22 protein-coding genes are annotated in these 26,476 nt (G+C 74.7%); 18 read left to right on the top strand and 4 right to left on the bottom strand.

The annotated features are described in order from the left end of the window. Positions 1 to 211 (top strand): BTAD domain-containing putative transcriptional regulator (locus tag ABZ806_RS09950; protein WP_500216504.1); only part of this gene is annotated, 211 nt, incomplete at its 5' end. On the opposite strand, the gene ABZ806_RS09955 is transcribed toward ABZ806_RS09950, so the two are convergent. After that, positions 148 to 1,626, bottom strand: coding sequence for a flavin monoamine oxidase family protein (locus tag ABZ806_RS09955; RefSeq protein WP_500216505.1), 1,479 nt, complete (start codon positions 1,624 to 1,626; stop codon positions 148 to 150). The two genes, ABZ806_RS09950 and ABZ806_RS09955, sit on opposite strands and share 64 nt — an antisense overlap. Positions 1,627 to 1,766: 140 nt before the next feature. Between ABZ806_RS09955 and ABZ806_RS09960 the strand changes: the two genes are divergently transcribed. The 6 genes from ABZ806_RS09960 to ABZ806_RS09985 all read left to right on the top strand — a co-directional run bounded on the left by ABZ806_RS09960 (position 1,767) and on the right by ABZ806_RS09985 (position 6,574). Next, a complete protein-coding gene (locus ABZ806_RS09960) occupies positions 1,767 to 2,858 on the top strand; it encodes a M24 family metallopeptidase (RefSeq protein WP_500216506.1) in 1,092 nt (363 codons plus the stop codon). Between the two features lie 31 nt (positions 2,859 to 2,889). Then, on the top strand, positions 2,890 to 3,447 hold the full coding sequence (gene efp, locus ABZ806_RS09965; protein WP_500216507.1) for an elongation factor P: 558 nt from the start codon (positions 2,890 to 2,892) through the stop codon (positions 3,445 to 3,447). Position 3,448: 1 nt separating this feature from the next. Next, entirely contained in the window at positions 3,449 to 3,865 is a 417-nt protein-coding gene (gene nusB / locus ABZ806_RS09970) for a transcription antitermination factor NusB (RefSeq protein WP_500216508.1), read from the top strand. 42 nt (positions 3,866 to 3,907) lie between these two features. Next, complete coding sequence (locus ABZ806_RS09975) at positions 3,908 to 4,693, top strand: methyltransferase domain-containing protein (protein ID WP_500216509.1); 786 nt, start codon at positions 3,908 to 3,910, stop codon at positions 4,691 to 4,693. Between the two features lie 75 nt (positions 4,694 to 4,768). Next, positions 4,769 to 6,034: a DNA polymerase IV gene (locus ABZ806_RS09980; protein ID WP_500216510.1), complete on the top strand. Its 1,266-nt coding sequence runs from the start codon at positions 4,769 to 4,771 to the stop codon at positions 6,032 to 6,034. Between the two features lie 147 nt (positions 6,035 to 6,181). Continuing rightward, positions 6,182 to 6,574 carry an SCO2097 family morphological protein gene (locus ABZ806_RS09985; protein WP_500216511.1) on the top strand — a complete coding sequence of 131 codons (393 nt, stop codon included), beginning with the start codon at positions 6,182 to 6,184 and terminating at the stop codon, positions 6,572 to 6,574. A 228-nt stretch (positions 6,575 to 6,802) separates the two neighbouring features. Here ABZ806_RS09985 and ABZ806_RS09990 read toward each other — a convergent pair whose 3' ends face one another. From ABZ806_RS09990 to ABZ806_RS10000, 3 genes are read right to left on the bottom strand one after another with little or no spacing between them, the layout of a single operon-like run. Continuing rightward, positions 6,803 to 9,382, bottom strand: a complete 2,580-nt coding sequence (locus tag ABZ806_RS09990) for a transglutaminase TgpA family protein (protein ID WP_500216512.1) — start codon at positions 9,380 to 9,382, stop codon at positions 6,803 to 6,805. Next, positions 9,379 to 10,707 (bottom strand): DUF58 domain-containing protein, encoded by a 1,329-nt coding sequence (locus ABZ806_RS09995; RefSeq protein ID WP_500216513.1) that lies wholly within the window; start codon positions 10,705 to 10,707, stop codon positions 9,379 to 9,381. Before ABZ806_RS09995 ends, ABZ806_RS09990 begins: the two co-directional genes overlap by 4 nt. A 3-nt stretch (positions 10,708 to 10,710) precedes the next feature. After that, positions 10,711 to 11,742: an AAA family ATPase gene (locus tag ABZ806_RS10000; protein ID WP_500216645.1), complete on the bottom strand. Its 1,032-nt coding sequence runs from the start codon at positions 11,740 to 11,742 to the stop codon at positions 10,711 to 10,713. Positions 11,743 to 12,184: 442 nt separating this feature from the next. Between ABZ806_RS10000 and mraZ the strand changes: the two genes are divergently transcribed. The 11 genes from mraZ (at position 12,185) to murC (ending at position 26,430) form a co-directional block, all read left to right on the top strand. Further along, positions 12,185 to 12,616 carry a division/cell wall cluster transcriptional repressor MraZ gene (gene mraZ, locus ABZ806_RS10005; protein WP_346046544.1) on the top strand — a complete coding sequence of 144 codons (432 nt, stop codon included), beginning with the start codon at positions 12,185 to 12,187 and terminating at the stop codon, positions 12,614 to 12,616. 245 nt (positions 12,617 to 12,861) lie between these two features. Then, the gene (gene rsmH / locus ABZ806_RS10010) at positions 12,862 to 13,896 is read left to right on the top strand and encodes a 16S rRNA (cytosine(1402)-N(4))-methyltransferase RsmH (protein WP_500216514.1); all 1,035 of its coding nucleotides are present in this window, start codon (positions 12,862 to 12,864) and stop codon (positions 13,894 to 13,896) included. Next, on the top strand, positions 13,893 to 14,570 hold the full coding sequence (ftsL, locus tag ABZ806_RS10015; RefSeq protein ID WP_500216515.1) for a cell division protein FtsL: 678 nt from the start codon (positions 13,893 to 13,895) through the stop codon (positions 14,568 to 14,570). Before rsmH ends, ftsL begins: the two co-directional genes overlap by 4 nt. Before the next feature lie 821 nt (positions 14,571 to 15,391). Continuing rightward, positions 15,392 to 17,110 carry a peptidoglycan D,D-transpeptidase FtsI family protein gene (locus ABZ806_RS10020; protein WP_500216646.1) on the top strand — a complete coding sequence of 573 codons (1,719 nt, stop codon included), beginning with the start codon at positions 15,392 to 15,394 and terminating at the stop codon, positions 17,108 to 17,110. 81 nt (positions 17,111 to 17,191) lie between these two features. Continuing rightward, positions 17,192 to 18,742: a UDP-N-acetylmuramoyl-L-alanyl-D-glutamate--2,6-diaminopimelate ligase gene (locus ABZ806_RS10025; RefSeq protein WP_500216516.1), complete on the top strand. Its 1,551-nt coding sequence runs from the start codon at positions 17,192 to 17,194 to the stop codon at positions 18,740 to 18,742. Beyond that, complete coding sequence (locus ABZ806_RS10030) at positions 18,739 to 20,121, top strand: UDP-N-acetylmuramoyl-tripeptide--D-alanyl-D-alanine ligase (protein WP_500216517.1); 1,383 nt, start codon at positions 18,739 to 18,741, stop codon at positions 20,119 to 20,121. Before ABZ806_RS10025 ends, ABZ806_RS10030 begins: the two co-directional genes overlap by 4 nt. Beyond that, a complete protein-coding gene (mraY, locus tag ABZ806_RS10035) occupies positions 20,118 to 21,176 on the top strand; it encodes a phospho-N-acetylmuramoyl-pentapeptide-transferase (protein WP_500216518.1) in 1,059 nt (352 codons plus the stop codon). Before ABZ806_RS10030 ends, mraY begins: the two co-directional genes overlap by 4 nt. After that, complete coding sequence (gene murD, locus ABZ806_RS10040) at positions 21,158 to 22,633, top strand: UDP-N-acetylmuramoyl-L-alanine--D-glutamate ligase (protein WP_500216519.1); 1,476 nt, start codon at positions 21,158 to 21,160, stop codon at positions 22,631 to 22,633. Before mraY ends, murD begins: the two co-directional genes overlap by 19 nt. Positions 22,634 to 22,635: 2 nt before the next feature. Next, positions 22,636 to 23,889, top strand: coding sequence for a putative lipid II flippase FtsW (ftsW, locus tag ABZ806_RS10045; RefSeq protein ID WP_500216520.1), 1,254 nt, complete (start codon positions 22,636 to 22,638; stop codon positions 23,887 to 23,889). A gap of 40 nt (positions 23,890 to 23,929) precedes the next feature. Continuing rightward, entirely contained in the window at positions 23,930 to 25,024 is a 1,095-nt protein-coding gene (gene murG / locus ABZ806_RS10050; RefSeq protein ID WP_500216521.1) for an undecaprenyldiphospho-muramoylpentapeptide beta-N-acetylglucosaminyltransferase, read from the top strand. Continuing rightward, entirely contained in the window at positions 25,021 to 26,430 is a 1,410-nt protein-coding gene (murC, locus tag ABZ806_RS10055) for a UDP-N-acetylmuramate--L-alanine ligase (protein WP_500216522.1), read from the top strand. Before murG ends, murC begins: the two co-directional genes overlap by 4 nt. Positions 26,431 to 26,476 lie beyond the last annotated feature (46 nt).

A 26,476-nucleotide genomic window follows, 5' to 3' on the forward strand; every position in this document is an offset into this window, starting at 1 on the left:
ACGCCAGGCGGAGGCGCTGGCGGCCGCTCAGCGGGGCCGGGCGATCCTGCGCGACGAGTACGGCCTCGACCCCGGTCTGCCCCTCCGCAGGCTGGCTGTTGTTGTTATCCGGCCCGCCATAACAACAACACGCCGCAGATCAACGGATCAGAGGGCGGCGTGGACCTCTTTGGCGACGCGCTCGCCGGAGCGGACGGCGCCGTCCATGTAGCCCGTCCAGTAGTCGGACGTCTCTGTGCCCGCCCAGTGGATCGGGCCGCACGGGGCGCGCAGCGCCGGGCCGAACGCGGTCAGCGCGCCGGGCGGGGCGACGCCGACCGGGCCGCCGCCGCTCCACATCTCGTTGTCCCAGCGCTGGAACGCCGTGATCCGCGGGCTCGCGGCCTTGTCGCCGAACAGCCTGGTGAACGAGTCGAGGCCCGCGGCCCGGACGTCGTCCGCGGACGCGCCGTCCAGCCTGCGGATGTTCGCCTGGTTCATGAACCCCATCAGGATGCCGCGCGACCCGTCCGGCGGGCTGTTGTCGAACGTCGCGTCGATCGCGCCGCTGTCGGCGACCGCCTGACCGGTCAGGCCGTCCGCCCGCCAGAACGGCGTGTCGTAGACGCCGACGAACTTGGCGATCGACCCCATCGGGTAGCGCTGCATCAGCTGCGCCCGGTTCGCCGGCAGCGCCGGCGAGTAGTCGATCCTGTTCGCGATCGCCGGGGACATCGCGACGACGACCCGCCCGGCCGTCACTGTGAGCCCGTCCGCGGTGACGGTGACGCCGCCCGCGCCGGTCGCGATCGACCGCACCGGCGTGTTGTACCGGATGACGTCGCCGAGCCGCGCGGCCAGCCGGACGGGCACCTCCTGCGAGCCGCCCACGAACCGGGACTCCTGCGCGCCGTCCTTGGTGTTGATCAGCCGGTCGACCGTCCCCGGGGTGCTCTCGTTGCCCGCCGAGGCCGCGTAGTTCAGCAGGTACAGCAGCGAGATCTCCTGCGAGCGCATCGACAGCGTCGAGGAGGCGAACGCGTCCATCAGGAACCGCGCGCCGCTGCTCAGCGAGTTGGAGCGCGACCAGGTGTGGAACGTCTGGGCGTCCCACTCCTCGGCCTTCGCCGCCTTCCACGGCTCGCCGACCGGCACGTCCCCGATCATGCCGCCGAGCTTGAGCAGCGCCAGCTCCAGGTCGATCACGCCCCAGTCCGGCGGGACCGCGCCGAGCAGCCCGTCGGTGGCGTACAGGGACCGCTTGCCGTTGCGGTAGTAGACGTTCTTGCCCTCGTTGTAGGTCTTGAACGTCGCGACGCCCATGTCCTTGGCGAGCGCCGCGATCCGATCCTGCGTCGGGCCGATGAACTCGGCGCCGCCCTCGCTGGTGGTGCCGTCGCCGAGCGGCAGCCCGTACACGCGCCCGCCGGGCCGCTCCCGGGCCTCCAGGACGAGCACGGACCGGCCGGCGGCGATCAGGTCGCGCGCGGCGGTGAGACCGGACAGGCCGGCCCCGACGATCACCACGTCGGTGCTGACCGGCGCGGTGCGGGCGGCGGCGGACGGCGCCGCGGCGGCGGAGGCGACGGCTCCGGCGGCGGTGAGCGCGCCCGTGCCGAGCAGTCTGCGGCGGCTGACTCGGGTCAAGGGGAATCCCTCCTGGGGAAGATCACACGGCAGCTCACGCTAGGCCCGCTCTCGACCCGAAGTCGAGGGTTCTTCATGTTTTGTGACCGTGTCGAGACGGCCTCCCCGCCCCGTTCCGGCGATCATCTAGAGTCCTGGGCATGGGGGAGAAGCACATCGCGCGGCGCGGCCGGCTCGCCGCGCTCGTCGCCGCGCGGGACGCCGGCGCGCTGCTGGTGACCCGGCTCGTCAACGTCCGTTACCTGACCGGGCTCGACAGCTCCCGCGCGGCGCTGCTCGTCCCGGCCGACGGTCCGGCCGTCCTCGCGACCGACGGCCGGTACGCCGGCATGGCCGCCGAGGTCTGCCCGGAACTGCCCGTCATCGTCGACCGGCAGGTCGCCGCCGTGCTGCTGGCGCGGGCGGCCGGCGACGGCCGCGGCCGGCTCGGCTTCGAGGCCCACGACCTGACCGTCGAGCAGCACACCGCGCTCGCCGGGCAGGCCGCCGGCCTGGACCGGCCGGTCGAGCTCGCGCCGCTCGGCCGCCCCGTCGAGGAACTGCGCATGGTCAAGGACGAGGCGGAGATCGCGCTCCTGCGCGAGGCGTGCGCGATCACCGACCGGGCGTTCGAGGCCGTCCTCCCCGAGATCCGCGCCGGCGTCACCGAGCGGGCCGTCGCGGTCGCGCTCGAACGCGCCATGGTGGACTTCGGGGCCGCGCGGCCGGCGTTCGAGTCGATCATCGCCGCCGGCCCGAACGGCGCCGTCCCGCACCACCACCCCGGCGGCCGCGAGCTGCAGGCCGGCGACCTCGTCACCATGGACTTCGGCGCCCTGTACGGCGGCTACCACGCCGACATGACCCGCACCGTCGCGATCGGCGAGCCCGCCGGCTGGCAGCGCGACCTGTACGGCCTCGTCCACCGGGCGCAGCGGGCCGCGCTGGACGCCGCCGTGCCCGGCGCGGTGACCAAGGACGTCGACGCCGCCGCCCGCCGGATCATCGCCGACGCGGGCCACGGCGAGGCGTTCCCGCACGGGCTCGGGCACGGCGTCGGGCTGGAGATCCACGAAGCGCCGCTCATGGGGTACGAGGAGACCGGTAAGCTGATGGATCGAGTTCCGATCACAGCGGAGCCTGGGGTCTACCTCACCGGCCGGGGCGGCGTCCGCATCGAGGACACGTTCGTGGTCCGCGCGGACGGCCCGGAGCTCCTCACCACCACGACCAAGGACCTGCTCGTCCTCTAGGCGCGCGGGCCCGCGACCGGGAGAACAGCCAGTGGCGACGACGAACGACCTGAAGAACGGCATGACGCTGAACCTCGACGGCCAGCTGTGGACCGTCCTGGAGTTCCAGCACGTCAAGCCAGGCAAGGGCGGCGCGTTCGTCCGCACCAAGATCAAGAACGTGCTGTCCGGGAAGGTCGTCGACAAGACCTTCAACGCCGGCACCAAGGTCGAAGTGGCGAGCGTCGACAAGCGCGAGATGCAGTACCTCTACCGCGAGGGCGAGGACTTCGTCTTCATGGACACCGAGACCTACGACCAGCCGCACATCCCGGCGGCCGTCGTCGGCGGCGCCGCGGACTACCTGCTCCCCGAGCAGAACGCGGTGATCGCCTTCAACAACGACAACCCGCTGTACGTCGAGCTGCCCGCCGCCGTCGTGCTGGAGATCACCGAGACCGAGCCCGGCCTGCAGGGCGACCGCTCGACCGGCGGCAGCAAGCCCGCCACCCTGGAGACCGGCGCGCAGATCCAGGTGCCGCTGTTCATCACCACCGGCGAGAAAGTCAAGGTCGACACCCGCTCCGGCGAGTACCTCGGCCGCGCCTGAGATGGCGGCACGCACCAAGGCCAGGAAACTCGCGCTCGACATCCTGTTCGCCGCCGAGCTGCGCGAGGAGGAGCCGGCGGCGGTGCTCGCGGCGCGCGGCCGCCCGAACCAGGACGAGCTCGCCGAGTTCCCGCACGCCGTCCGGCTGATCGAGGGCGTCCAGGAGCACCGGGAGCGCATCGACGAGCTGATCTCCACCTACGCGACCGGCTGGACGCTGGAGCGGATGCCCGCCGTCGACCGCAACATCCTGCGGATGGGCGCGTTCGAGCTGCTGTGGGTGGACGACGTCCCGGACGGCGTCGCGGTCAGCGAGGCGGTCGGCCTCGCGACCGAGCTGTCCACCGAGGAGTCCCCCCGCTTCGTCAACGGCCTCCTGTCCCGCCTCCAGCAGCTCAAGCCCTCCCTCACGCTGTAAACGGGCGGGCCGCGGGGCACCGGGCGGCTAGGCTGGGCCGGGATGACTGACGTTAGGGGAGTGGCCGTGACCGGCCGGCAGCAGAAGCGGGCGCGCGGCGGCACCAGGGTGCGCAGCGCGGTCCTGTGGGACGCCCTGCGGACCGTGCTCGCCCGCATCACCCCCGAGGCCGGCCCGCACGACGTCGTGGACGTCGGCGGCGGCACTGGCGGGTTCGCGGTCCCGCTCGCCGAGCTCGGGCACCGGGTCACCGTGGTCGACGCCAACCCGGACGCCCTCGCCGCGCTGGAGCGCCGCGCCGCCGAGTCGGGGGTGCGGGTGCGCGCGGTGCAGGGCGACGCCGTCGACCTGCCCGACCTGCTCGGCCCGGACGCCGCCGACCTCGTGCTGTGCCACAGCGTCCTGGAGTTCGTCGACGAGCCGGGCGCGGCGATGGCCGCGCTGACCTCCGTGGTCCGGCCGGGCGGCTCGGTCAGCGTGCTGGTCGCCGGGCAGGTCGCCGCCGCGCTGCACCGCGCCGTGTCCGGGCACTTCGACGACGCCCGGCGGGTGCTGACCGACCCGTCCGGGCGGTGGGGCGAGGGCGACCGGATGCCCCGCCGGTTCACCCGGGAGACGCTGTCGGCGCTGGCCCGCGGCGCCGGGCTGCGGGTCGCCGAGCTGCAGGGCGTGCGGATCTTCGCCGACCTGGTGCCGGGCGGCCTGCCGGACGGCGACTCCGACTCGGCCGAGGCGCTGATCGCGCTGGAGTCGGTCGCCGCCGTCCACCCCGTCCTGCGGGACCTGGCCGCCCAGCTGCACCTGGTGGCCGACAAGCCGGCCGGCTAGCGCCGTGGGTCCAGGGAACGCCGTGGGTCCGGGGAGCGCCGTGGGCGCGGGCGGCATTGTGCGCCGGGTGGCGCCGTGAGCCGCAAGCAGCAGCTGCACCGGCCGGGGCCGCAGCCGGGGCCGCCCGCCGACGACACCGGCTGCGCCGTCCTGCACGTGGACATGGACGCGTTCTTCGTCAGCGTCGAGCTGCTGGAGCGCCCCGAACTGCGCGGGCGGCCCGTGGTCGTCGGCGGCGCCGGGCCGCGCGGCGTGGTGTCCGCGGCGTCCTACGAGGCCCGGACGTTCGGCGTGCACTCGGCGATGCCGATGACGCGGGCGCGGCGGCTGTGCCCGCAGGCGGTCGTGCTGCCGGTCAGCCACGGCAAGTACGCGCGGGTGTCCGCCGCGGTGTTCGAGATCTTCCGCTCGGTCACCCCGCTGGTCGAGGGCCTGTCGCTGGACGAGGCGTTCCTCGACGTGGCGGGCGCCCGGCGGCGGCTCGGCCGGCCCGCCCGGATCGCGCGGCTGATCCGCGAGCAGGTCCGCGACCAGCAGGGCATCACCTGCTCGGTCGGCGTCGCGAGCACCAAGTTCATCGCCAAGCTCGCCTCGACCCGGTGCAAGCCCGACGGGCTGCTCGTGGTGCCCGCCGACGGCGCCGTCGGCTTCCTGCACCCGCTGCCCGTCGCGTCCCTGTGGGGCGTCGGGGAGCGGACCGAGGAGCACCTCGCCCGGCTCGGCCTCCGCACGGTCGGGCAGCTCGCCCAGGTGCCCCTGGCCACGCTCCAGCGCGAGCTGGGCACCGCGCTGGGCGCGCACCTGCACGAGCTGGCGTGGGGCCGCGACCCGCGCGAGGTCGTCCCGCACACGCCCGACAAGAGCATCGGCGCCGAGGAGACGTTCGACACCGACGTGGACGACCCCGAGGTGATCCGCCGGTCGCTGCTGCGGCTGGCGGAGAAGACCGGCGAGCGCCTCCGCGAGAGCGGGAACGCGGGCCGGACGGTCAGCGTCAAACTCCGGATGGCGAACTTCAAGACGATCACGCGGGCGCGGACGCTGAGCGAGCCGACCGATCTCGCGCGTGTGATCTATGTCACAGCCTGCGAGCTGTACGAGGCGGCCGGGCTGGAACGGGTACGACTCCGTCTGGTCGGGGTACGGGTGGAGAACCTGGGCCCGGCCGGCGAGGCCCCCCGCCAGCTCGCCTTCGACGAGCCGGAACGCGGCTGGCGTGAGGCCGAGCGAGCCATGGACCAGGTCGCGCACCGGTTCGGCCGCGGCGCGGTCCGCCCCGCCGCCCTGGTGCGGCGTGCGGCCGATGGTGACGGACGTGACGGCAGGGACGGAAGACAATGAAAGAAGGCGGTGGGGTGACCGGCACCGGGCCCTCGACGGGCCGTTCGCTTTCGTACGCTCGACAGTGCTCGTATTCTGGGCATATCACCGTTGACGTTCGCGTCCCGCATCGGAGACCCCGTCGCGGAGCTGTCGTTGGGAGGTGCCGTGCCGCTCTCTGAGCACGAGCAGCGCATGCTCGAACAGATCGAATCGGCTCTGTACGCCGAGGATCCGAAGTTCGCTCACGCGGTTCGCTCGACCAACCCCCAGGTCCACTACAAGCGCCGGATCATCAAGGCCGCCCTCGGCTTCGTCGTGGGCGTCTGCGCGCTGATGGCCGGTCTCGTGATCAACGAGGGCACCGTCACCATCGCCATCAGCGTGACCGGTTTCCTGCTCATGGTGGTGTGCTGCGTCTGGGCGTTGACGAGCTGGAAGCGGATGACCGGCATCGGAAACGAGCCCGCCCAAAGCGGCGGCCGCTCGTCCCGCCCGGCCAAGGCGGGCTTCATGGAACGCATGGAGGAACGCTGGCGCCGCCGCACCGAAGGCGACTGAACGGCGGCAGCGGAGCGCGGGACGGCGACGCCCAGTCCCCGGCCGCTTGGGCGCCCGCCCGGGAGCCGCACTGACCGCCAGCCGGCGTCCGTGACCGTCCCGGCCGCGCGTGGCCGACCCACGCGCGACCGGGACGATCACGCATCCGGCATCTCCCGCGCAGACCACGCCCCTCCCGCACCGCGGGTGCCGTGCCGGTAGGTCGTTCTCTGTTGGGCTGCGGGTGCGCTAGTGGCGGCGGCGGAGGCGGGTGGGGAGGTCGTTCAGGCGGGCGGTCACGTCCAGGACGCGGTCGGTGGCCGTGTGGAGCACGGTCCGCACCTGCGCCATCGTCGACGGCGGCAGCAGCCGGGCGCGCCAGCGGGCGCCGCGGCCCACGGACGCGGCGAACGCCTCCCGGACGGTCTCGACGTCGGCGCGCAGCCGCTCCACCGGCTCGGGGGAGCGGGAGTGCGCGTACCGGGCCAGCTCCTCGGCGCGCGCGATGCGGGTGAGGGCCCGCGAGCTCGCGCCGTCCAGGTCGAGCTGCTCGCCGAGCCGGCGCGCGGCGGCGCGCGGGGAGTCGCTGGCCCGCCATTCGAGCCCGTGGTCGAGTGCGTCGGCGCGCATCTCCTGCCACGCGGTATGGGCCACCCGCGCCGGGTCGGGCCCGTCGTCCGCACGGACCGGCTCGGGCCGGGCGCCGGGCGGCCGCCGGGTCTTGGGCGCCCGCCCGGCGCGCGGCTCGCGCGACCGGCCCGCGCGTCGGCGCGACAGGAGGTCGGACGCCGGTGCCGCCGGCGGCCCGGACGACGGCGCGTACGAGGGGGTGAGGGCGGCCCAGCGGCGGCGGCGGGTGAACATCCGCAGCGCCATCGGGACGCCCAGCAGCAGCAGGATCAGCAGCGTGCCCGCCACCCAGGGCGCCGTGCCGGTGCCGCTCTCCTCGTCGTCCTGCGCGGCGGCCGCGGCGCCGGGGCCCTCGTCGTCGCGGTGCCGGGCGCCGGGGCTGGGCGCGGCGGTGCTCTCGTCGCCGGCGGCGGCGGAGTCCGGCGCCTGCCCGGACGACGAGTCGGCCCCGCCGCCGGTGCTCACCGCGGGACGGCTGTAGGACGGCGTCACGGCGGTGCCCTGCCCGCCCGCGCCGGACGGCGTCGGCTCGAACCGCACCCACCCGGTGCCCTGGAAGTACAGCTCCGGCCAGGCGTGCGCGTCCCGCGACCGGACGACCCACTCGCCGGGCCTGACCTCGCTGCCCGGCGTGTAGCCCATCGCCACCCGGGACGGGATGCCGAGGATCCGGGCCATCAGCGCCATCGACGCGGCGTACTGCTCGCAGTAGCCGCGCTTGCTGTGCAGCAGGAAGTCGATGAGGTCGTTGCCCTTCTGCGGCGCCGGCGCGGACAGGTCGTAGCTGAACCCGCCGGTGACGGTGAACCACTTCTGCAGCCGCACGGCCTGCGTGAGCGCGGTCGCCGAACCCGCGGTGACCTGCTCGGCGAGCCGCCGGACCTCCTGCGGGACGTTCTTGGGCACCGCCGTGTAGTGCGCGACGACGTCGGCGGGGTAGCCGCCCGCGGCGGCGAGCTGCGCGGCGGTCGGGTCGGCGTGCACGCTCTGCACGGTGTAGGAGCGTCCGCTCGCCGAGTCGCGCAGCGAGTAGAGCATCAGCGACGAGGCGTGCACCCGCCAGTCGCCCTTGATCGACACGCTGGTCGGGGCGTACGGCACCGGCAGGAACGTCATGTTCCTGACCTCGGGCCGCACGTGGACCCTGGTGGTCACCTTGTGCACGCGTCCGATGGACAGCCCCGGCGGCGGCGGGAGCGTCTGCCCGGCGACCAGCCGGTCCTTGCCGCTGCTCTTCAGCGGGCTGTAGGTCCACCGGTCGCCGTCGAACCGGTCGAGCGCGTAGAGCCGCAGGTAGTCGGGGCCCTCCGGGTCGTCGGTGCGGTAGGTGAGGACGACCGAGTCGTCCAGCCGGGTCAGCTCCCGCTTCAGGCTGACGAGCGGGTCGGGCGTGGTCACGGTCCGGGTGCCCTGGCCGCTGCCGCCGCCGACCGCGAACACCCCGCGCGGCTGCAGGCCCGGCACCGCGGCGGGCAGCAGCACCGCGACGGCGATCGCGCCGACCGCGATCCGGCGGCCGCTCATCGCGAGCGCCGCCGCGTCGGGCCGCGCCGCCTCCTGGCCGGGACGCGGCTCCGCCCCGGCGAGCGGGACCTCCGGGGGCCGCTGGTGCGTGCCGACGGCGCGGCCCCAGCCGCCGACCTTCTCCCGCGCGTCGGCCATCAGCAGGCCGAGGAAGCCGAGGGCGCCGACGCCGAACGCCAGCCAGCCGACGCCGTCCTCGCGGACCGCCGCGGGCACGCTGTACATCGCCAGCAGCGGCAGCCCGGCGGGCGCGGTGCGGTGCAGCCGGACGGCGAGCAGGTCCACCAGGACCGCGACCAGCCCGATCCCGGTGGCGGTCAGCATCGCGATGCCGGGCAGCAGCGGGACCGGCGCCGCGTACCGGTTCGCGGCCTGCCAGCCCTCCCCGGCGAGATCGCCGAGGTGCCGCAGCGACTCCGGGGACGGGACGACCCCCAGCCAGGCCCGGTCGGCGGCGTAGACGAGGTTGAGGTAGAGCAGCAGCGCGGCCAGCCCGAACACCGGGTTCAGCGGCGCGGGCAGCCGCAGCCGCCGGGCCAGCAGCCCGCCGGCGGCGACCGCGAGCACCGCGCCGAGCCCCGCCCAGAACCAGCCGGCCCGCTCGAACAGCGGGTAGAGGCCGAGCGAGCCGGCGAGCGTCGCCAGCCCGGCCATGACCGTCATCCGGATCCTCATGAACCGTCCCTGACGAAGTCCTCGCCGGCCTTCCCGGCGGTCGTCCACGCGTGGGCGAGATCCGCGGCGGACCGGACGGACAGCACCCGCCACCCGGCCGCGCGCAGCAGTTCCGCGGCGGTCCCGGCACCGGCCGCGCCCGCCTCCGCGCTGCTTGTTCCCGTGCCGCCCGCCGGCGCGCCGCCCGTCTCCGCGTCCCGGCCGGGGCCGCCCCCGACCAGCACCGCGACGCGGGTGCCGGCGCCGCGCCGCGCCGCCGCGACCGACCGGGCCTCCTGCGCCGACAGCGCGCCGAACACCGCGACGACCAGCCCGTCGCCCTCCCGGCCGCCGCCCTGCCCGCCGGGGGCGCCGCGCAGCGCGGCCAGTCCCGCCGCGAGCGAACCGCCCCTGGACGTGCGCGCCACGGCGAGCGCGTCCAGCAGCAGCCCCTCGAACGCGCCCTCGGACCGCGTCGCCGGCAGCGCCTCGCCGGCGTCGGTGACGTAGCGCAGGCTCATCCCCGTCCGGACGAGGTGCACCCCGATCGACGCGGTCGCCGACACGGCCTGCTCGAACGAGCCGCTCATCCCCTCGCCCCAGTGCGTGCCGCGCCGGGTGTCCAGGAACAGCGTCCCGCTGCTCTGGAAGTGCTGCTCCTCGCGCCGCACCATCAGCTCCCCGTGCCGGGCGGTCGACCGCCAGTGCACGCGGCGCAGGTCGTCGCCGTGCCGGTACTCGCGGGGCGCGGCGTCGTCCTCGCCCGCCGCCGACACCGCGCGGGCGACGCTGTCGCCGCCGCCCGTCCACGCGCCCGACAGCCGGCTGTGCGGCAGCGGCACGATCGCGGGCGTCACGGTCAGCGTGTCGGACAGGCTGAACGAGCGCACCAGCTCCACCATCCCGAACGGGTCGGCGAGCCGGACCGTCAGCGGCCCGACGCGGTAGCGCCCGCGCACGTCCGAGCGGATCCGGTAGCCGAGCCGGCGGGAGCCGTGCGGCTCGATCCGCTCCAGCACGAACCGGGCCCGGCCGCCGAGCGCGTAGGGGACCCGGTCCTCCACCATCAGCAGCCCGCTCGGCAGCCGCGACACGTTCTCCAGCCGCAGGTCGACGCGGGCCTCATGGCCGACCGGCAGCCGCCCGGGGTCGAGCCGCCGCGCGCACGCCAGCCGGTACCGGGTCCGCGACACCGCGAGCATGCACAGCAGCGGCAGCACCAGCACGAGCACCCCGGCCCGCAGCAGGTCCCGCTCGCCGAGGACGACCGCGCACACGATCGCGGTCGCGCCGGCGGCCACGAAGGACCGCCCGCGCGTGGTGAGGCCGGCCAGCGCGCGTCGCACCGGTCACCGGCCGGGGGAGGGCACCGGCAGGCGCTTCACCAGGTCGGCGACGACCTGCTCGGGACGGCGCCGCTCCACCTGCGCCTCCGCGGTCGGCAGCAGCCGGTGCGCGAGGACGGGCACGGCGAGGTCCTGGACGTCGTCGGGGACGACGTAGTCGCGGTCGTCGAGCGCCGCGTACGCCCGCGCGGCCCGCACCAGGTGCAGCGTCGCCCGCGGGGACGCGCCGAGCCGCAGCTCGGGGTGCTTGCGGGTGGCGGCGACGAGGTCGACCGCGTACTGCCGCACCGGCTGCGCGACGTGCTGGCGCCGCACCACCTCGATGAGGTCGCGGACGTCGGCGGCGTGCGCGACCGGGGTGAGCCGGTCGAGCGGGGACGCCTGGCCGTGCGTGTCGAGCATCTCCAGCTCGGCGGCCGCGTCCGGGTAGCCCATCGAGATGCGGGCGGTGAACCGGTCGCGCTGCGCCTCCGGCAGCGGGTAGGTGCCCTCCATCTCCACCGGGTTCTGCGTGGAGATCACCATGAACGGCGGCTCCAGCGCGTAGGTGGTGCCGTCCACCGTGACCTGGCGCTCCTCCATGCACTCCAGCAGCGCCGACTGCGTCTTCGGGGACGCGCGGTTGATCTCGTCGCCGACCACGATGTTGGCGAACACCGGGCCCGGCTTGAACTCGAACTCGCGCAGCTCCTGGTTGTAGGCGCTGACCCCGGTGATGTCGCTGGGCAGCAGGTCCGGGGTGAACTGGACGCGCCGGACCGAGCAGTCGACCGAGCGCGCGAGCGCCTTGGCGAGCATCGTCTTGCCGACCCCGGGCACGTCCTCGATCAGCAGGTGGCCCTCGGCGAGCAGCACCGTCAGCGCGAGCCGCACCACCGAGGGCTTGCCCTCGATCACCGACTCCACCGCGTCCCGGATCTTGTTCGCGACGTGGGCGAGGCCGTCGAGCCCGCGGTCCGCCCCCTCGCGGCCCGCCCCCTCGCCGCCCGCGGCGCGGCGCCGGGAGGGGTGGGATGCCGGGGGGTCGGTCTCCATGAACGACTCGCCGTGCGTGCCTACTGCCACCAAACCCTCCTCAGCCGTTCCACCCGACAGTACGTCGTCGGAACCCCCGCCGCGATGTTCATGGGGAACGCGAGCCCATTGTGCTCCACGGGACGGACGGCAAACGCCGCCCGCGGGGCACCGGCCCGCTCCACCACGCTGCTCCACCACCCAGCTCCACCACTCCGCTCCACCACGATCATCCAGCACCCGGGAGAACGCGCGAGAACACGTCCGGGAACGGCTGGGGCCGGTTCGGCGCGCGGACCGCCGGTCGCGGGGCCCCACTCCGCACCACCCCGCCTGACCTGCGGTTTCGTGAGCCGAATTCCTTCGCGGACGGTGTTTTTCTTGTTGACGGTGGGGAAGAGTGGAGTAGAGTGGGGCGCCGTGGGGGCGGTAGCACCCCATGCGGCGCGGGGAGGTGGGGCCGGTGTTCCTCGGCACCCATTCACCGCGCCTCGACGACAAGGGACGACTGTTCCTGCCGGCGAAGTACCGCGAGGAGCTGTCGGGGGGATTGGTGATCACGAAGGGCCAGGAACGCTGCCTGTACGTCTTCCCCATGGCGGAGTTCCAGCGGATTACCGAGGCTCTGCGTGCCGCGCCGGTCACGGAGAAGGCGGTCCGGGGCTACAGCCGGGTCTTCTTCGCCAGCGCCTCCGACGAGGTACCGGACAAGCAGGGACGCGTCACGATTCCCCCGCCGCTGCGCAAGTACGCGGGTCTCACCCGGGACTGCGCGGTGATCGGGGCCAACACCCGTCTGGAGATCTGGGACGCCCAGGCATGGGAGACCTACCTGGAGCAGGAGGAGCAGACGTTCTCCGACGTCTCGGAGGAGGTGTTGCCAGGGATCCTCTGAGCGAAGACTCGTCGGTCCGTTGACCGGCTATGGCCCACGTTCGGCCAGGTCTCCAGCCGCTCTCCGAGCCAGCTGGCGCAGCTTCCCCGGTGCCAGACGGCGACCCCCCGCGGAAACGCGGTGATCTTCCTCTAGGGCAGCGGATGGGGACCTGGCCGGGCGAGGCCGCCGCCGGGGGCACGGGACGGTCCGGTCCGGCGATGCCACACAGTCCGCGAGCGAGGTGGCAGTACAGGGGGTGAACCATGGACGTGGGGGACCACGCAGACGTGGGAGACCACGCGTCCGAGGACGCCGGCCGTCCGGCCGCAGGTCCGGGGCCGGGCAGCGGCCATGTGCCGGTCATGCTCGACCGCGTCCTGGAGATCCTCGCCCCCGCCGCCGCGGCCGTCACCGGCCGCGACCCCGTCTACCTCGACGCCACGCTCGGCATGGGCGGCCACGCCGAGGCGATGCTTCGGGCCGTGCCGCGGCTCCGGCTCATCGGCCTCGACCGCGACACCGTCGCGCTGGAGCGCTCCGCCCGCCGGCTCGCCCCGTTCGGCGACCGGGTGGCGCTGGAGCACGCCGTCTACGACGACATCCCCGAGGTGCTGCGCCGGCTCGGCGCGCCCGCGGTGGACGCCGTCCTGTTCGACCTCGGGGTGTCCTCCCCGCAGCTCGACGAGGCGGGCCGCGGCTTCGCCTACTCCTACGACGCCCCGCTCGACATGCGGATGGACCGCACCCAGCACCTCACCGCGGCCGAGGTCGTCAACGGCTACCCGCCCGCCGAGCTCGCCAGGATCCTGCGCGAGTACGGCGAGGAGCGGTTCGCCCAGCGGATCGCCTCGGCGATCGTCCGCGAGCGCGAGCGCGCCCCGCTGGAGAGCACCCGGCGGCTCGCCGACCTCGTCCGCACCTCCATCCCGGCCGCGACCCGCCGTACCGGCGGCAACCCGGCCAAGCGCACCTTCCAGGCGCTGCGCATCGAGGTGAACGGCGAACTCGACATCTGGCGCCGGGCGCTGCCCGCCGCCCTGGACGCGCTCCCGGTCGGCGGCCGGGTCGCGGTCCTGTCCTACCACTCCCTCGAGGACCGCATCACCAAGCGCGTCCTCGCCGCCCAGGCGGCCGACACCACCCCGCCGGACCTGCCCGTCCCGCTGCCCGAGCACGAGCCGAGGTTCCGGCTCCTGACGCGCGGGGCCGAGGTGCCGTCCGGCGAGGAGACCACGACCAACCCACGGGCCGGATCGGTGCGGCTGCGCGCCGCGGAGCGGGTCCGGGAGGCGACATGACGACGACGAGCAGGCGCCCGCCGGTTAGGACGCCCAAGAAGAAGAGGACGGCCGCGGCGGCGGGCGGCACGGCGACGGCCGTGAAGCCCGCGCCCGAGGCCCCGCCCAAGAGCCCGGCCAAGGCGCCGGCCAGGACCGCGCCCAAGAGCACGGCCGGGCGCACGGCGGCCGAGAAGGGCGCGAAGGCGAGGAGCACGAAGCCGGCGGCCGTGCGGTCCCGCCCGGCGGCGGCCCACCGGGCCGCGCCGCGGGCGCCGTTCGTGCTGCTCATCATCGGGCTGCTCGGCGGCGCCCTGGTGAGCCTGCTGCTGCTCAACACCGTCCTCGCCAAGGACGCGTTCACGCTGACGCGGCTGCAGCAGAGCAACAAGCAGCTCCAGCAGCAGCGCCAGGCCCTGGAGGAGGAGAACGCGCGCGAGGGCTCCCCGGCGGGGCTGTCGCGCAAGGCCAAGGCGCTCGGCATGAAGGAGGCCGAGGACCCGGCCTTCTTCGACACCGAGACCGGCCGGGCGAGCGGCGGCAGGATCCGTCCCGTCCCGCACGCGGCCGCCGCGTCGGCCGGTGCCGCGGGCGTCGTCGGCGTCCCCGGCACCGTGGTGCCGGGCGACGGCGTCCGGCCCGCCGCCGGCTCCGGGACGGGCGCGGGCGCGCGGCCGGGGAGCGGCACGCCGTGACGGGGCGCGGCCGCGTCCGGGAGCGGGGCGCACGGTGACGGCGGAGCGAGGGGCACGGTGACGAGGCAGCGGGGGGCGCGGTGACGAAACGGCCGGGGCCCGGGACCGCCGGCCCGCCGCCCGGCCGGCGCCGCGGACCGGACGGGCGGGCCCCCCGGGGCTCGGCCGGGCGGGACGACAAGAGCGGCCCGGGCGCGGCGCGCGCGTCCGGGCACCAGACGAGTGGCGGTCCGCGCTCCCCGGGCGGGAGGGCGGACGGCGCGGGACGGCCGGGCAAGAAGGGCGGCGCGCCCCGCCGTCCCGCGCGCGGCGGCACGACCCCCGCCCAGCGCAAGGAACCCGCACGCACGGAAGCCGCGCGTAAGGAGACTGCGCGTAAGGAGACTGCGCGTAAGGACGCCGTGCGCAAGGGGCCCGCGCGCAAAGAGACACAGCGCACGGAGAGCCCGCGCAAGGAGAGCTCGCGTAAGGAGGCGTCGCGCAGCGGTGCCGCCCGCAAGGGCGTCGGTGCGAAGGGCGCTGGAGGCAAGGGCGCTGGTGCCAAGGGTGCTGGCGGCCAGGGTGCTGGCGGTAAGGCGAGTGGGGGCAAGGCGAGTGGCGGTAAGGCGGCCGGGCGCAAGGCCGCGTCGCGGGCGGAGGCGCCGCAGGCGGCGGCGACCAGGCCCGCACGCGGGAAGCCGCCCGCCGGCGGCGCGCCCGGCAAGGGCGGCGCGCTGACGGCCCGGGGCGGGCGCCCCGGCGGGCCGCGCCCCGGCGGCTCGGGACCGCGGCCGCCGGGCCGGGGGCCGCGCCCGCGCGTGCCGTTCAACCGCCGCGACCCGATGAAGCGCCTCAACGTGGGCCTGCTCGCCGTGGCGTTCCTGCTGTCGCTGTTCGCCGGGCGCCTGGTCCAGCTGCAGACGATCGAGTCGGGGAAGTACACCGAGGAGGCGATGCGGCAGCGGATGCACAAGATCGAGCTGCCCGCCGTCCGCGGCGACATCACCGACGCGCAGGGCCATCCCCTCGCGATGACGCTGGAGGCGCGCAAGATCTACGCCGACCCGTCGCTGATCGAGGCGGCGAAGCGGCAGAAGATCGTGAACGCGCTCGCCCCGACGCTCGGCCTGAACCCGGCGACGCTGCTGAAGCAGATCAGCAGGCCCGACACCCAGTTCGTGGACCTGGCGCACGGCGTCCGGCCCGACCAGGCCCGGCTCATCATGTCGTGGGACCTGCCGGGTATCGGCACACTTCCGGAATACCGCCGCGAATACCCCAACGATTCGCTGGCCGCCAGCGTCATAGGGTTCGTGAACGACACGGGGAAGGGCGCCGCGGGGCTGGAGAGCTCGCTGAACGACGTGCTCGCCGGGCGCGCGGGCTGGCAGCGCGTGGAGATCAGCCTGGAGGGCCAGCACATCCCCATGGGCGAGGACCAGAAGCGTCCCTCCGTGCCCGGCCGCGGCGTCCGGCTCACGCTGCAGCGCGACCTGCAGTTCATGGCGCAGGAGGCCATCGAGAAGCAGGTGAAGGCCAGCAGGGCCGCCGGCGGCAGCGTGATCGTCATGGACCCGCGCACCGGGCGGCTGCTGGCGATGGCGTCGGCGCCCGGGTTCGACCCGAACCACTACGCCGACTCCGACCGGTCCCGGTGGGGCAGCCCGCTGGTGCAGGACGCCTACGAGCCGGGCAGCACCGGCAAGGTCGTCACGGCCGCCGCCGTCATGGAGCACGGCGGCGTCACCCCGCAGACGCCCTACACCGTCCCCGACAAGATCAAGAAGTACGACGTCGTGTTCCACGACTCGCACCCGCACGCGCCGGAGCGGCTCACCTTCGCCGGGGTGCTGGCCAAGTCGAGCAACGTCGGCACCATCATGGCGAGCGAGAGCATCACCTCGCAGCAGCTCTACGGGACGCTGCGCGACTTCGGGTTCGGCCGCAAGACCGGCCTGCCGCTGCCCGGCGAGACGCCCGGCCTGCTGACCCCGCCGAACAAGTGGTCGGGCACCGACCGCTACCCGATCGCGTTCGGGCAGACGGTCTCGGTGAACGCGGTGCAGATGGCGAGCGTCTACGCGACGATCGCCAACGGCGGCGTCCGCGTCGCGCCGTCCCTGGTCGCGGGGACGGTCGGCGAGGACGACCGGTTCACCGCGGCGCCCGCGCCGCCGCGCAAGCAGGTGATCAGCGAGCGGACGGCGCGCCAGATCAGCGACATGCTGGAGGGCGTCACCACCGACGAGGGCACCGCCCCCAAGGCCCAGATCAAGGGCTACCGCGTCGCCGGCAAGACCGGCACCGCCGAGATCGTCAACCCGCGCTGCGGCTGCTACGACGGCGGCGGCTACACCGCGTCGTTCGCGGGGTTCGCCCCGGCGGACGATCCGCGGCTCGTCGTCCAGGTCGTCCTGCAGGATCCGAAGCGGGGCAGCCACTATGGTGGCGATGTGGCCGCGCCGGTCTTCAAGGACGTGATGAGCTTCGCCCTGCAGTCCGAGAAGATCCCGCCGACGGGGAGCCGACCGCCGATCACGCAGATCTACGCCGGAGACTGACCGCAGCGAGTACCCTCCTCGCCTGTGAGTCCACCACCCGTGTACCACCAGTCCCGTTTCGCTCGCACCGAAAGAACAGCCATGCGTCCGACCACCAATCCGGCCCGTCCGCTGAGCGGGCTCGCGGAGCTTCTCGGGATCGAATGGGACGGCGGGGACGGAGCGTCGGCCACGGGGATCACGCACGACTCGCGGGCGGTGCGGCCCGGCGACGTCTACGCGGCGCTGCCCGGCGCGCGCGCCCACGGCGCCCAGTTCTCCGGCCAGGCCGCCGACGCGGGCGCGGCCGCGATCCTCACCGACGGCGCCGGCCGCGACCGGGCGGCGGCGACGGGCCTGCCGGTGCTGGTGGTGCCGGACGTCCGCGCCCGGCTGGGCGACGCCGCCTCGTGGGCGTACGGCGAGCCGGGGCACGACATCACGCTCATCGGCGTCACCGGCACCAGCGGCAAGACCACCACCGTGTTCCTGGTCGACGCGGGGCTGCGCGCGGCCGGGATCGAGACGGGCCTGGTCGGCGGCGTCGAGATCCGGGTGGGCGGCGAGCGGGTGCCGAGCGCGCTGACCACCCCGGAGGCGACCGACCTGCACGCGCTGCTGGCGATGATGCGCGAGCGCGGCGTCGGCGCCGCCGCGATGGAGGTGTCCAGCCACGCGCTCGTGCAGGGCCGCGTCGGCGGCGCCCGCTACGAGGTCGCGGTGTTCACGAACCTCTCCCAGGACCACCTCGACTACCACCCGACCATGCGGGACTACTTCCTCGCGAAGGCCCGGCTGTTCACGCCGGAGTACTCGCGCGTCGGCGTGGTCAACCTGGACGACCACTACGGCCGGGAGCTGCTGGAGATCGCCACCGTGCCGACGACGACGTTCTCGGCGTCCGGGGACCCGGCGGCCGACTGGCGGGCCGAGCACGTGCGCGTCGGCGCCGACGGCAGCGTGTTCCGCGTCGTCGGGCCGGGCGGCATCGAGGCGGACGCCGAGGTCCGGCTCGCCGGGCCGTTCAACGTCGCCAACGCGCTCGCCGCGATCGTCGCGCTGGTCGAGGCGGGCATCCCGCTGCAGGCCGCCGTGCGCGGGGTCGCGTCGCTGCCCGGCGTGCCCGGCCGGCTGGAGCGCGTCGACGAGGGCCAGGAGTTCGTCGCCCTGGTCGACTACTCCCACAAGCCCGGCGCGGTCGAGGCCGTGCTGAACGCGCTGCGGCCCGTCACCGAGGGCCGCCTCACGGTGGTGCTCGGCTGCGGCGGCGACCGCGACCGCGGCAAGCGGCCGCTCATGGGCGAGGCCGCCGCGCGGCTCGCCGACGCGGCGTACTTCACCAACGACAACCCGAGGTCGGAAGATCCGCTCGCGATCCTCGCCGCTATGGTCGAGGGCGGGCTCAAGGTGGCGCAGCCCGAGCGCGCGCACATCGTCGTGGAGCCCGACCGCGCCGCCGCGATCGGGCTGGCCGTCGGGCGGGCCCGGCGCGGCGACGTCCTCGTCGTCGCGGGCAAGGGCCACGAGCAGGGGCAGAGCGTGGCGGGCGAGGTGCATCCGTTCGACGACCGCGAGGTCGTCCGCGCGGCGCTCCGGCACCGGGCGCCCGCCGGCCGTACACAAGGGACTAGAGGGGACGGGACGCAGGCGTGATCCCACTTCCGCTGGCGACGATCGCGGAGATCACGGGAGGGACCGTGCACGGGCCCCCGGACGTCGTGGTGAGCGGTCCCGTCGTCATCGACTCGCGCGCCGTGGAGCCCGGGGCGCTGTTCGCCGCGTTCAAGGGCGAGCGCGCGGACGGGCACGACTTCGCGGCCGGGGCGCTGGCCGCCGGTGCGGCGGGGGTGCTCTCCCAGCGCGCCGTCGACGGGCCGTGCGTGGTCGTGCCCGATGTCCGGGAGGCGCTCGGCCGGCTGGCCCGCGGCCTGCTGGAGCGGCTGCCGGACGCGACCGTCTTCGCGGTGACCGGGTCGGCGGGCAAGACCTCCACCAAGGACCTCATCGCGCACCTGGTGAGCCGCGCCGGGCCGACCGTGCACCCGCCGGGCTCGTTCAACAACGAGATCGGGCTGCCGCTCACCGTGCTGCGCGCGGACGCCGCGACCCGCCACCTCGTCCTGGAGATGGGCGCGCGGGGGATCGGCCACATCGCCTACCTGACCGGTATCGCGCGGCCCGACGTCGGCGTGGTGCTGAACGTGGGCACCGCGCACGTCGGGGAGTTCGGGAGCCGGGAGAACATCGCCCGCGCCAAGGGCGAGATCGTGGAGGCGGTGCCGCCGGGCGGGACCGCCGTGCTCAACGCCGACGACCCGCTGGTCGCCGCGATGGCGTCCCGCACCCGCGGCGAGGTCGTGACGTTCGGCCGCGCGCCGGACGCGGTGGTCCGGGCGGCGGACGAGACGCTCGACGAGCGGGGCCGGGGCCGGTTCACCCTCGTCACCCCGGAGGGCTCGGCGCCGGTCGCGCTGCGCCTGCACGGGGCGCACGCCGTCCCGAACGCGCTCGCCGCGGCCGCCGCCGCGCGCGCGGCGGGCCTGCCGGTGGAGGCGGTCGCCGGCGCGCTGTCGGCGGCGGTGCCCGCCAGCCGGTGGCGGATGGAGGTCACCGAGCGGGCCGACGGGGTGACCGTGGTGAACGACGCCTACAACGCCAACCCCGACTCGGTGCGCGCCGCCCTCGACGTGCTCGTGCACATGGCCCGCGGGCGCCGCGCCCACGCGGTGCTGGGGGAGATGGCCGAACTCGGCGACTCCGCCGTGGCGGAACATGCCAAGATCGGGCAGCATGTCGCGCGCAGCGGGATCGCCGGGCTCATCGTCGTCGGCGCGAACGCGGCGGCGATGGCCGAAGGGGCCGCGCAGGTGGCGTCATGGACGGGAGAGTGCGTGCAGGTGGATGACGTCGGCGCGGCGGTCGCCGCGCTCAGCGAGCGGCTCGGGCCGCGGGACGTCGTACTGGTGAAGGGCTCTCGCGTGGCGGGACTGGAACGGGTCGCCGAGGCGCTCCTCGCGGAGGACGCCCGATGACCAACATCATCATCGCCGCGGGCGTGGCGCTCGTCTTCGTGGTGGTCGGCACACCGGTGTGGATCCGGATCGTCAACCGGCTCGGCTACGGCCAGATGATCCGGGACGACGGCCCGGAGGCGCACCTGAAGAAGCGCGGCACCCCCTCGATGGGCGGGACGGTCTTCATCGTCGGCGCGCTCGTCGGCTACGCCGTGGCGCACCTGGCCACCGGGGAGGAACCGACGATCTCCGGCGTCCTGGTGCTGTTCCTGATGACGGGCCTCGGCCTCGTCGGGTTCGTGGACGACTACATCAAGGTGTTCAAGCAGCGCAGCCTCGGCCTGCGCAGCAGCGCCAAGATGATCGGCATCATCCTGGTCGGCGTCGTGTTCGCGATCGCGTCGCTGAACTTCCCCAACGGCTACGACATCACCCCCGCCGACCCCCACCTGTCCTTCCTGCGCGACTTCGGCCCCTCGATCGGCCCGTACCTCTTCGTGATCTGGGCGCTGCTGCTCATCGCGGCGATGTCCAACGGCGTGAACCTCACCGACGGGCTGGACGGCCTCGCCGCCGGCCCGGCCGGCATGGTGCTCGCCGCCTACGTGATCATCGGCAACTGGCAGCTGCGCAACAGCTGCGCCGCCGCCCTCGCCCCCAACTGCTACAGCGTCCGCGACCCCCTCGACCTCGCGGTGGTCGCCGCGGCCGTGCTCGGCGGCGTGTTCGGCTTCCTGTGGTGGAACGCCCCGCCCGCGAAGATCTTCATGGGCGACACCGGCTCGCTGGCCCTCGGCGGCGTGCTGGTCGGCCTGGCGATCCTGACCCGCACCCAGTTCCTGCTCGCCATCCTGTGCGGGCTGATCGTGATGATCACCCTGTCGGTGATGATCCAGGTCGGCGGGTTCAAGATGACCGGGAAGCGCGTGTTCAAGATGGCCCCGCTGCAGCACCACTTCGAGCTGTCCGGCTGGGCCGAGACCACGATCGTCGTGCGGTTCTGGCTGATGTCCGCGCTGTTCACCGCGGCCGGGCTCGGCCTGTTCTACCTGGAATGGATGCCGAAGAAGTGAACCAGCCCTGGGACGGCCTGTCCGTGTGCGTGGCGGGGCTCGGCGTGTCCGGCCGGGCCGCCGCCCGCGTCCTGGCCGGGCGCGGCGCCCGCGTCACCGTCGTGGACGCCCGCGACGGCGACGAGCAGCGCGGGCACGCCGCCGAGCTGGCGGCATGCGGGGTCGCCGTCCGGCTCGGCGACGGCGAGAGCCTCCCCGAGGGCACCGGCCTGGTCGTGACCTCGCCGGGCTGGCGGCCGGACACGCCGCTGCTCGCCGCGGCCGCCGCCGCGGGCATCGAGATCATCGGCGAGGTCGAGCTCGCCTGGCGGCTGCGCGGGCCGGACGCGGCGCCGTGGCTGGCCATCACGGGGACGGACGGCAAGACGACCGTCGTCCGCATGCTGGCCTGCATGCTCACCGCCGCCGGCCACAAGGCCCTCGCGGTGGGCAACGTCGGGACGCCGATCGTCGAAGCCATAGGGGGTTCCGGGGGGTCTGGGGGGGCGCCCTCCCAGGAAGGGCACAGCGAGCCGTACGACGTGCTGGCGGTGGAGCTGTCGAGCTACCAGCTGCACTGGTCCAGCTCGCTCGCGCCGCGGGCGGCGGTGGTGCTGAACGTGGCCCCCGACCACCTCGACTGGCACGGCTCCATGGACGCCTATGTCGGTGCCAAGGGCAAGATCTACGCGGGCTGCGGCACCGCGGTCTACAACGCCGACGACGACACGTCCGCGGCGCTCGCCGAACGCGCCGAGGGCGTCGAGCGGCGGGCCGGGTTCACGCTGCGGGTGCCGCGGCCCGGCGAGCTCGGCGTCGTCGAGGACCTCCTCGTCGACCGGGCCTTCACCGACGACCCGGCCGGCAGCGCCGCCGAACTGGCCGCGCTCGCCGACGTCCGCCCGTACGCGCCGCACAACGTCGCGAACGCGCTGGCCGCCGCCGCGCTGGCCCGCGCGTTCGGGGTGCCGCCCGAGGCCGTCCGCGAGGGGCTGCGCTCGTTCGTCCCCGACCCGCACCGCATCCAGCACGTCGCGGACGTCGCCGGCGTCGCCTACGTCAACGACTCCAAGGCGACCCAGCCGCACGCCGCCGCCGCGTCCCTCGCCGCCTACGAGCCCGTCGTGTGGATCGCCGGCGGGCTCCTCAAGGGGCTGGACGTCGACGACCTGGTGCGTTCGTGCGCCGGGCGGCTGCGCGGCGCCGTGCTGATGGGGCGCGACCGGCACCGGCTCGCGGAGGCACTCGCGCGACACGCCCCGGATGTCCCGGTCGTCGACGTCTCCGACACCGACACTGGGGCCATGGAACGCGTCGTCAGCGAAGCCGCAGCCCTCGCCCGCCCGGGAGACACCGTGCTCCTCGCGCCCGTCGGGGCGTCCTTCGACATGTTCGCCAACTACCCGGCCCGCGGGGACGCCTTCATCGCGGCCGTGGAGCGCCTGGCCGCGGCCCCCGGCTCCGGGGACGCCCGGTAGCCGTGACCGCCGCGGCCGAGGAGGAGGGCGGCCGGCGGCCGGGGCCACGGGAGCAGGTGGTCGCCGCCGTCGGGCTGCTCGACCGGCCCCTCACCTCCTACTACCTGGTGCTGGGCTGCTCGATGATGCTGCTCGCGCTCGGGCTGACGATGGTGCTGTCGGCCTCCAGCGTGAAGCAGCTCCAGGCGACCGGTTCGGCGTACACGCTGTTCCAGAAGCAGGCCGTGTGGGTCGTGATCGGGCTGCCCGGCATGTGGCTGGCGTCCCGGCTGCCGGTGAAGACGTTCCGCGCCCTCGCCTACCCGATGCTGCTGCTGTCGATCGTCTGCCTGGCGCTGGTGCTCGTCCCCGGGCTCGGCCGCAGCGCGGGCGGCGCCACCCGCTGGGTCGACCTCGGGCCGGTGCAGATCCAGCCGTCCGAGCTCGCCAAGCTCGCCCTCGTGCTCTGGGGCGCCGACCTGCTGGCCCGCAAGGACCGGCTCGGCCAGCTCACCGAGTGGCGGCCGCTGCTGGTCCCGCTGATGCCGGGCGCCGGCGTCCTGGTCCTGCTGGTGATGCTCGGCAGCGACCTCGGCACCACGCTGGTGCTCCTCACCATCTTCCTGGCGCTGCTGTGGGTTGTCGGCGCGCCCGGGCGGCTGTTCGTCGGCATCGCCGGGCTGGTCGCGCTGCTGGTGTCGATCCTCATCGTCGTCGAGCCGTACCGGCTGCAGCGCCTCACCGGCTACCTCGACCCGTCCGGCAACAAGCTCACCACCAACTACCAGGGCACGCAGGGGCTGTACGCGCTCGCGTCCGGCGGCCTGTTCGGCACCGGCCTCGGCGAGGGCCGCGCCAAGTGGGACTACCTCCCGCACGCCGACACCGACTTCATCTTCGCGATCGTGGGGGAGGAGTTCGGCCTGGTCGGCACCCTCGTCGTCCTCGGCATGTTCGGGATGCTCGCCTACGCCGGGCTGCGGATCGCGCGGCGGGTGAAGGACCCGTTCACCCGGCTCGCCGCCGCGGGCGCCACCGCCTGGATCGTCGTGCAGGCGGTCGTGAACATCGGCGCCGTCATCGCCGTCCTGCCCATCACGGGGATCCCGCTCCCGCTGGTGTCCTACGGCGGGTCGGCGCTCATCCCGACGCTGTTCGCGCTCGGGATGCTGCTGTCGTTCGCCAAGCGCGAGCCCGGCGCGCGGCAGGCACTCTCCGCACGTGGCCCCGGACCCGTCGTGAGGGCTCTAAGCTGGCTGGGTCTGGCACGGCGTTGAAATCCCCCCTTTCGACCACGCTGAGGAGTTGTCAACGAGCATGAGGGTTGTCCTGGCCGGCGGGGGCACCGCCGGACACATCGAGCCCGCCCTGGCCCTCGCCGACGCGCTGCGCCGCAACGACCCGAACACCGGGATCGTCTGCCTCGGGACCGAGCGGGGGCTGGAGACCCGTCTCGTCCCGCAGCGGGGCTACGAGCTCGCGCTGATCCCGCCGGTGCCGCTGCCGCGCACGCTGACCCCGCAGCTGCTGTCGGTCCCCGGCCGGCTGCGCGGCGCGATCAACGCGGCGGCGAACGTCCTGGACCAGGCCCAGGCCGACATCCTCGTCGGCTTCGGCGGCTACGTCGCCACCCCCGGCTACCTCGCGGCCCGCAAGCGCAAGGTGCCGATCATCGTGCACGAGGCCAACCCCAAGCCCGGCCTCGCCAACAAGCTCGGCGCCCGGTTCACCGAGCACGTCGCCGTCTCGCACGCCGACTCGCCGCTGCCGAACCCGACGTTCGTCGGCATCCCGCTGCGCCGCGAGATCGCCACCCTGGACCGGCTCGCGATGGGCGACAAGGCCCGCTCCTACTTCGGGCTGCTGCCCGACCTGCCCACGCTGCTGATCTTCGGCGGCTCGCAGGGCGCCCGGTCGCTGAACCAGGCCGCGGTGGCCTCCGCGCCCTACTTCCGGCAGGCCGGCATCCAGGTGCTGCACATCGTCGGGCCGAAGAACACCGAGGAGCCCGAGCCCGCGGCCGGCGGCCCGCAGTACGTCACGATCCCCTACTGCGACCGGATGGACCTCGCCTACGCCGCCGCCGACATGGCCATGTGCCGCGCGGGCGCGATGACCTGCGCCGAGCTGGCCGCGGTCGCGCTGCCCGCGGTGTACGTGCCGCTCCCGATCGGCAACGGCGAGCAGCGCCTCAACGCCGAGCCGATCGTCGCGGCGGGCGGCGGCATGCTCGTCGACAACGCCGAGCTGTCGCCCGACTGGATCGCCCGGAACCTGCTGCCGGTGCTGGCCGACCCGGCCCGGGTCGCGCACATGTCGGAGGCCGCCGGCCGGATGGGCCGCCGCGACGCCGACGTCGCGCTCGCCCGGATGGTGTACGACGTGGTCCGCCAAGCGGGCGCCGCGCGATGAGCCTGATCGACCCGGGGGAGGTCGTGCCGGCCGGCGAGCTCGGCAGGGTCCACTTCATCGCGATCGGCGGTGCCGGGATGTCCGGCATCGCCCGCATCATGCTGCGGCGCGGCATGGCCGTGTCCGGCAGCGACGCCCGCGACTCCGAGCTGCTCGCCCAGCTCGGCGACCTCGGCGCCAAGGTCTTCGTCGGGCACGACGCCGCGTACCTGGGCGAGGCCGACACGGTGGTGGTCTCCACGGCGATCCGGGAGACCAACCCCGAGCTGGTCGCCGCCCGCGGGCGGGGGCTGCGCGTCCTGCACCGGTCGGCGGCGCTCGCGTCGCTGATGGCGGGCCGCCGCGCGGTCGCCGTCGCCGGGACGCACGGCAAGACCACCACCACGTCGATGCTGACGGTCGCGCTCCAGCACGCGGGCGCCGACCCGTCCTACTGCATCGGCGGGCAGCTGGTCACCACCGGCCTCGGCGCGGACGAGGGGTCCGGCGACGTGTTCGTCGCCGAGGCCGACGAGAGCGACGGCTCGTTCCTCATGTACACGCCGCACATCGCGGTCGTCACCAACGTCGAGGCCGACCACCTCGACAACTACGGCGGCTTCGAGATGGTGAAGGAGAACTTCGCCCGGTTCGTCGACCGGGTCGAGCCGGGCGGGACGCTCGTCGCGGGCGCCGACGACCCGGTCGCGATGGAGCTCGCCGGCCTCGCGCGGGCGCGCGGGCTGACCGTCCGCACCTACGGGCAGGCCGCGCGCGCCGACCTGCGGGTGACCGGTTTCACCCCGCGCGGCCTCGGCTCCCGGTTCGAGATCGAGGGGGCCGGCGAAGTCGCGCTGGCGGTGCCGGGCCGGCACAACGCGCTCAACGCCGCCGCCGTCATCGCGGTCGCGCAGGCCCTCGGGGTGGACGGCGCGGCCGTGCGGGCGGGCCTGGCCGCGTTCGGCGGCGCGATGCGGCGGCTGGAGCGCAAGGGCGCGGCGGGCGGCGTCGAGGTGTTCGACAGCTACGCCCACCACCCGACCGAGCTGACCGCCGACCTGGAGGCCACCCGCGACTACCTGGGGGAGCAGGCGCGGGGCGGGCGGATCGTCGCGGTCTTCCAGCCGCACCTGTACAGCCGCACCCGGTTCTTCGCCGCGGAGTTCGGCGCCGCGCTCGGCCTGGCCGACGTCGCCGTCGTGCTGGACGTGTACGGGGCCCGCGAGGACCCGGAGCCCGGCGTGACCGGCGCGCTCGTCGCCGACGCCGTCCCGGCCGGCACCGAGACCGTGTACGCGCCCGCCCGGGACGAGGTGCCCGGCCTCGCGGCGTCCCTCGCCCGGCCCGGCGACGTCGTCATCACGCTGGGCGCGGGCGACGTGACGCAGCTCGGGCCGCTCGTCCTGGACCGCCTCGCCGCGTCATGAGCGGGCACGCCGCGTCGTGAGCGGGCGCGCCGCGGCGTGAGTGACA

This window comes from Spirillospora sp. NPDC047418, assembly GCF_040643275.1.
Taxonomy (GTDB): domain Bacteria; phylum Actinomycetota; class Actinomycetes; order Streptosporangiales; family Streptosporangiaceae; genus Spirillospora.

Excerpts from the sequence above, each read along its gene's own strand:
- ABZ806_RS09960 (WP_500216506.1), top strand. The coding sequence starts at position 1,767 with ATGGGGGAGAAGCACATCGCGCGGCGCGGCCGGCTCGCCGCGCTCGTC.
- nusB (WP_500216508.1), top strand. The coding sequence starts at position 3,449 with ATGGCGGCACGCACCAAGGCCAGGAAACTCGCGCTCGACATCCTGTTC.
- ABZ806_RS09975 (WP_500216509.1), top strand. The coding sequence starts at position 3,908 with ATGACTGACGTTAGGGGAGTGGCCGTGACCGGCCGGCAGCAGAAGCGG.
- ABZ806_RS09990 (WP_500216512.1), bottom strand. The coding sequence starts at position 9,382 with ATGAGGATCCGGATGACGGTCATGGCCGGGCTGGCGACGCTCGCCGGC.
- ABZ806_RS10000 (WP_500216645.1), bottom strand. The coding sequence starts at position 11,742 with ATGGAGACCGACCCCCCGGCATCCCACCCCTCCCGGCGCCGCGCCGCG.
- rsmH (WP_500216514.1), top strand. The coding sequence starts at position 12,862 with ATGGACGTGGGGGACCACGCAGACGTGGGAGACCACGCGTCCGAGGAC.
- ftsL (WP_500216515.1), top strand. The coding sequence starts at position 13,893 with ATGACGACGACGAGCAGGCGCCCGCCGGTTAGGACGCCCAAGAAGAAG.
- ABZ806_RS10020 (WP_500216646.1), top strand. The coding sequence starts at position 15,392 with ATGAAGCGCCTCAACGTGGGCCTGCTCGCCGTGGCGTTCCTGCTGTCG.
- ABZ806_RS10025 (WP_500216516.1), top strand. The coding sequence starts at position 17,192 with ATGCGTCCGACCACCAATCCGGCCCGTCCGCTGAGCGGGCTCGCGGAG.
- mraY (WP_500216518.1), top strand. The coding sequence starts at position 20,118 with ATGACCAACATCATCATCGCCGCGGGCGTGGCGCTCGTCTTCGTGGTG.
- murD (WP_500216519.1), top strand. The coding sequence starts at position 21,158 with ATGGATGCCGAAGAAGTGAACCAGCCCTGGGACGGCCTGTCCGTGTGC.
- murG (WP_500216521.1), top strand. The coding sequence starts at position 23,930 with ATGAGGGTTGTCCTGGCCGGCGGGGGCACCGCCGGACACATCGAGCCC.
- murC (WP_500216522.1), top strand. The coding sequence starts at position 25,021 with ATGAGCCTGATCGACCCGGGGGAGGTCGTGCCGGCCGGCGAGCTCGGC.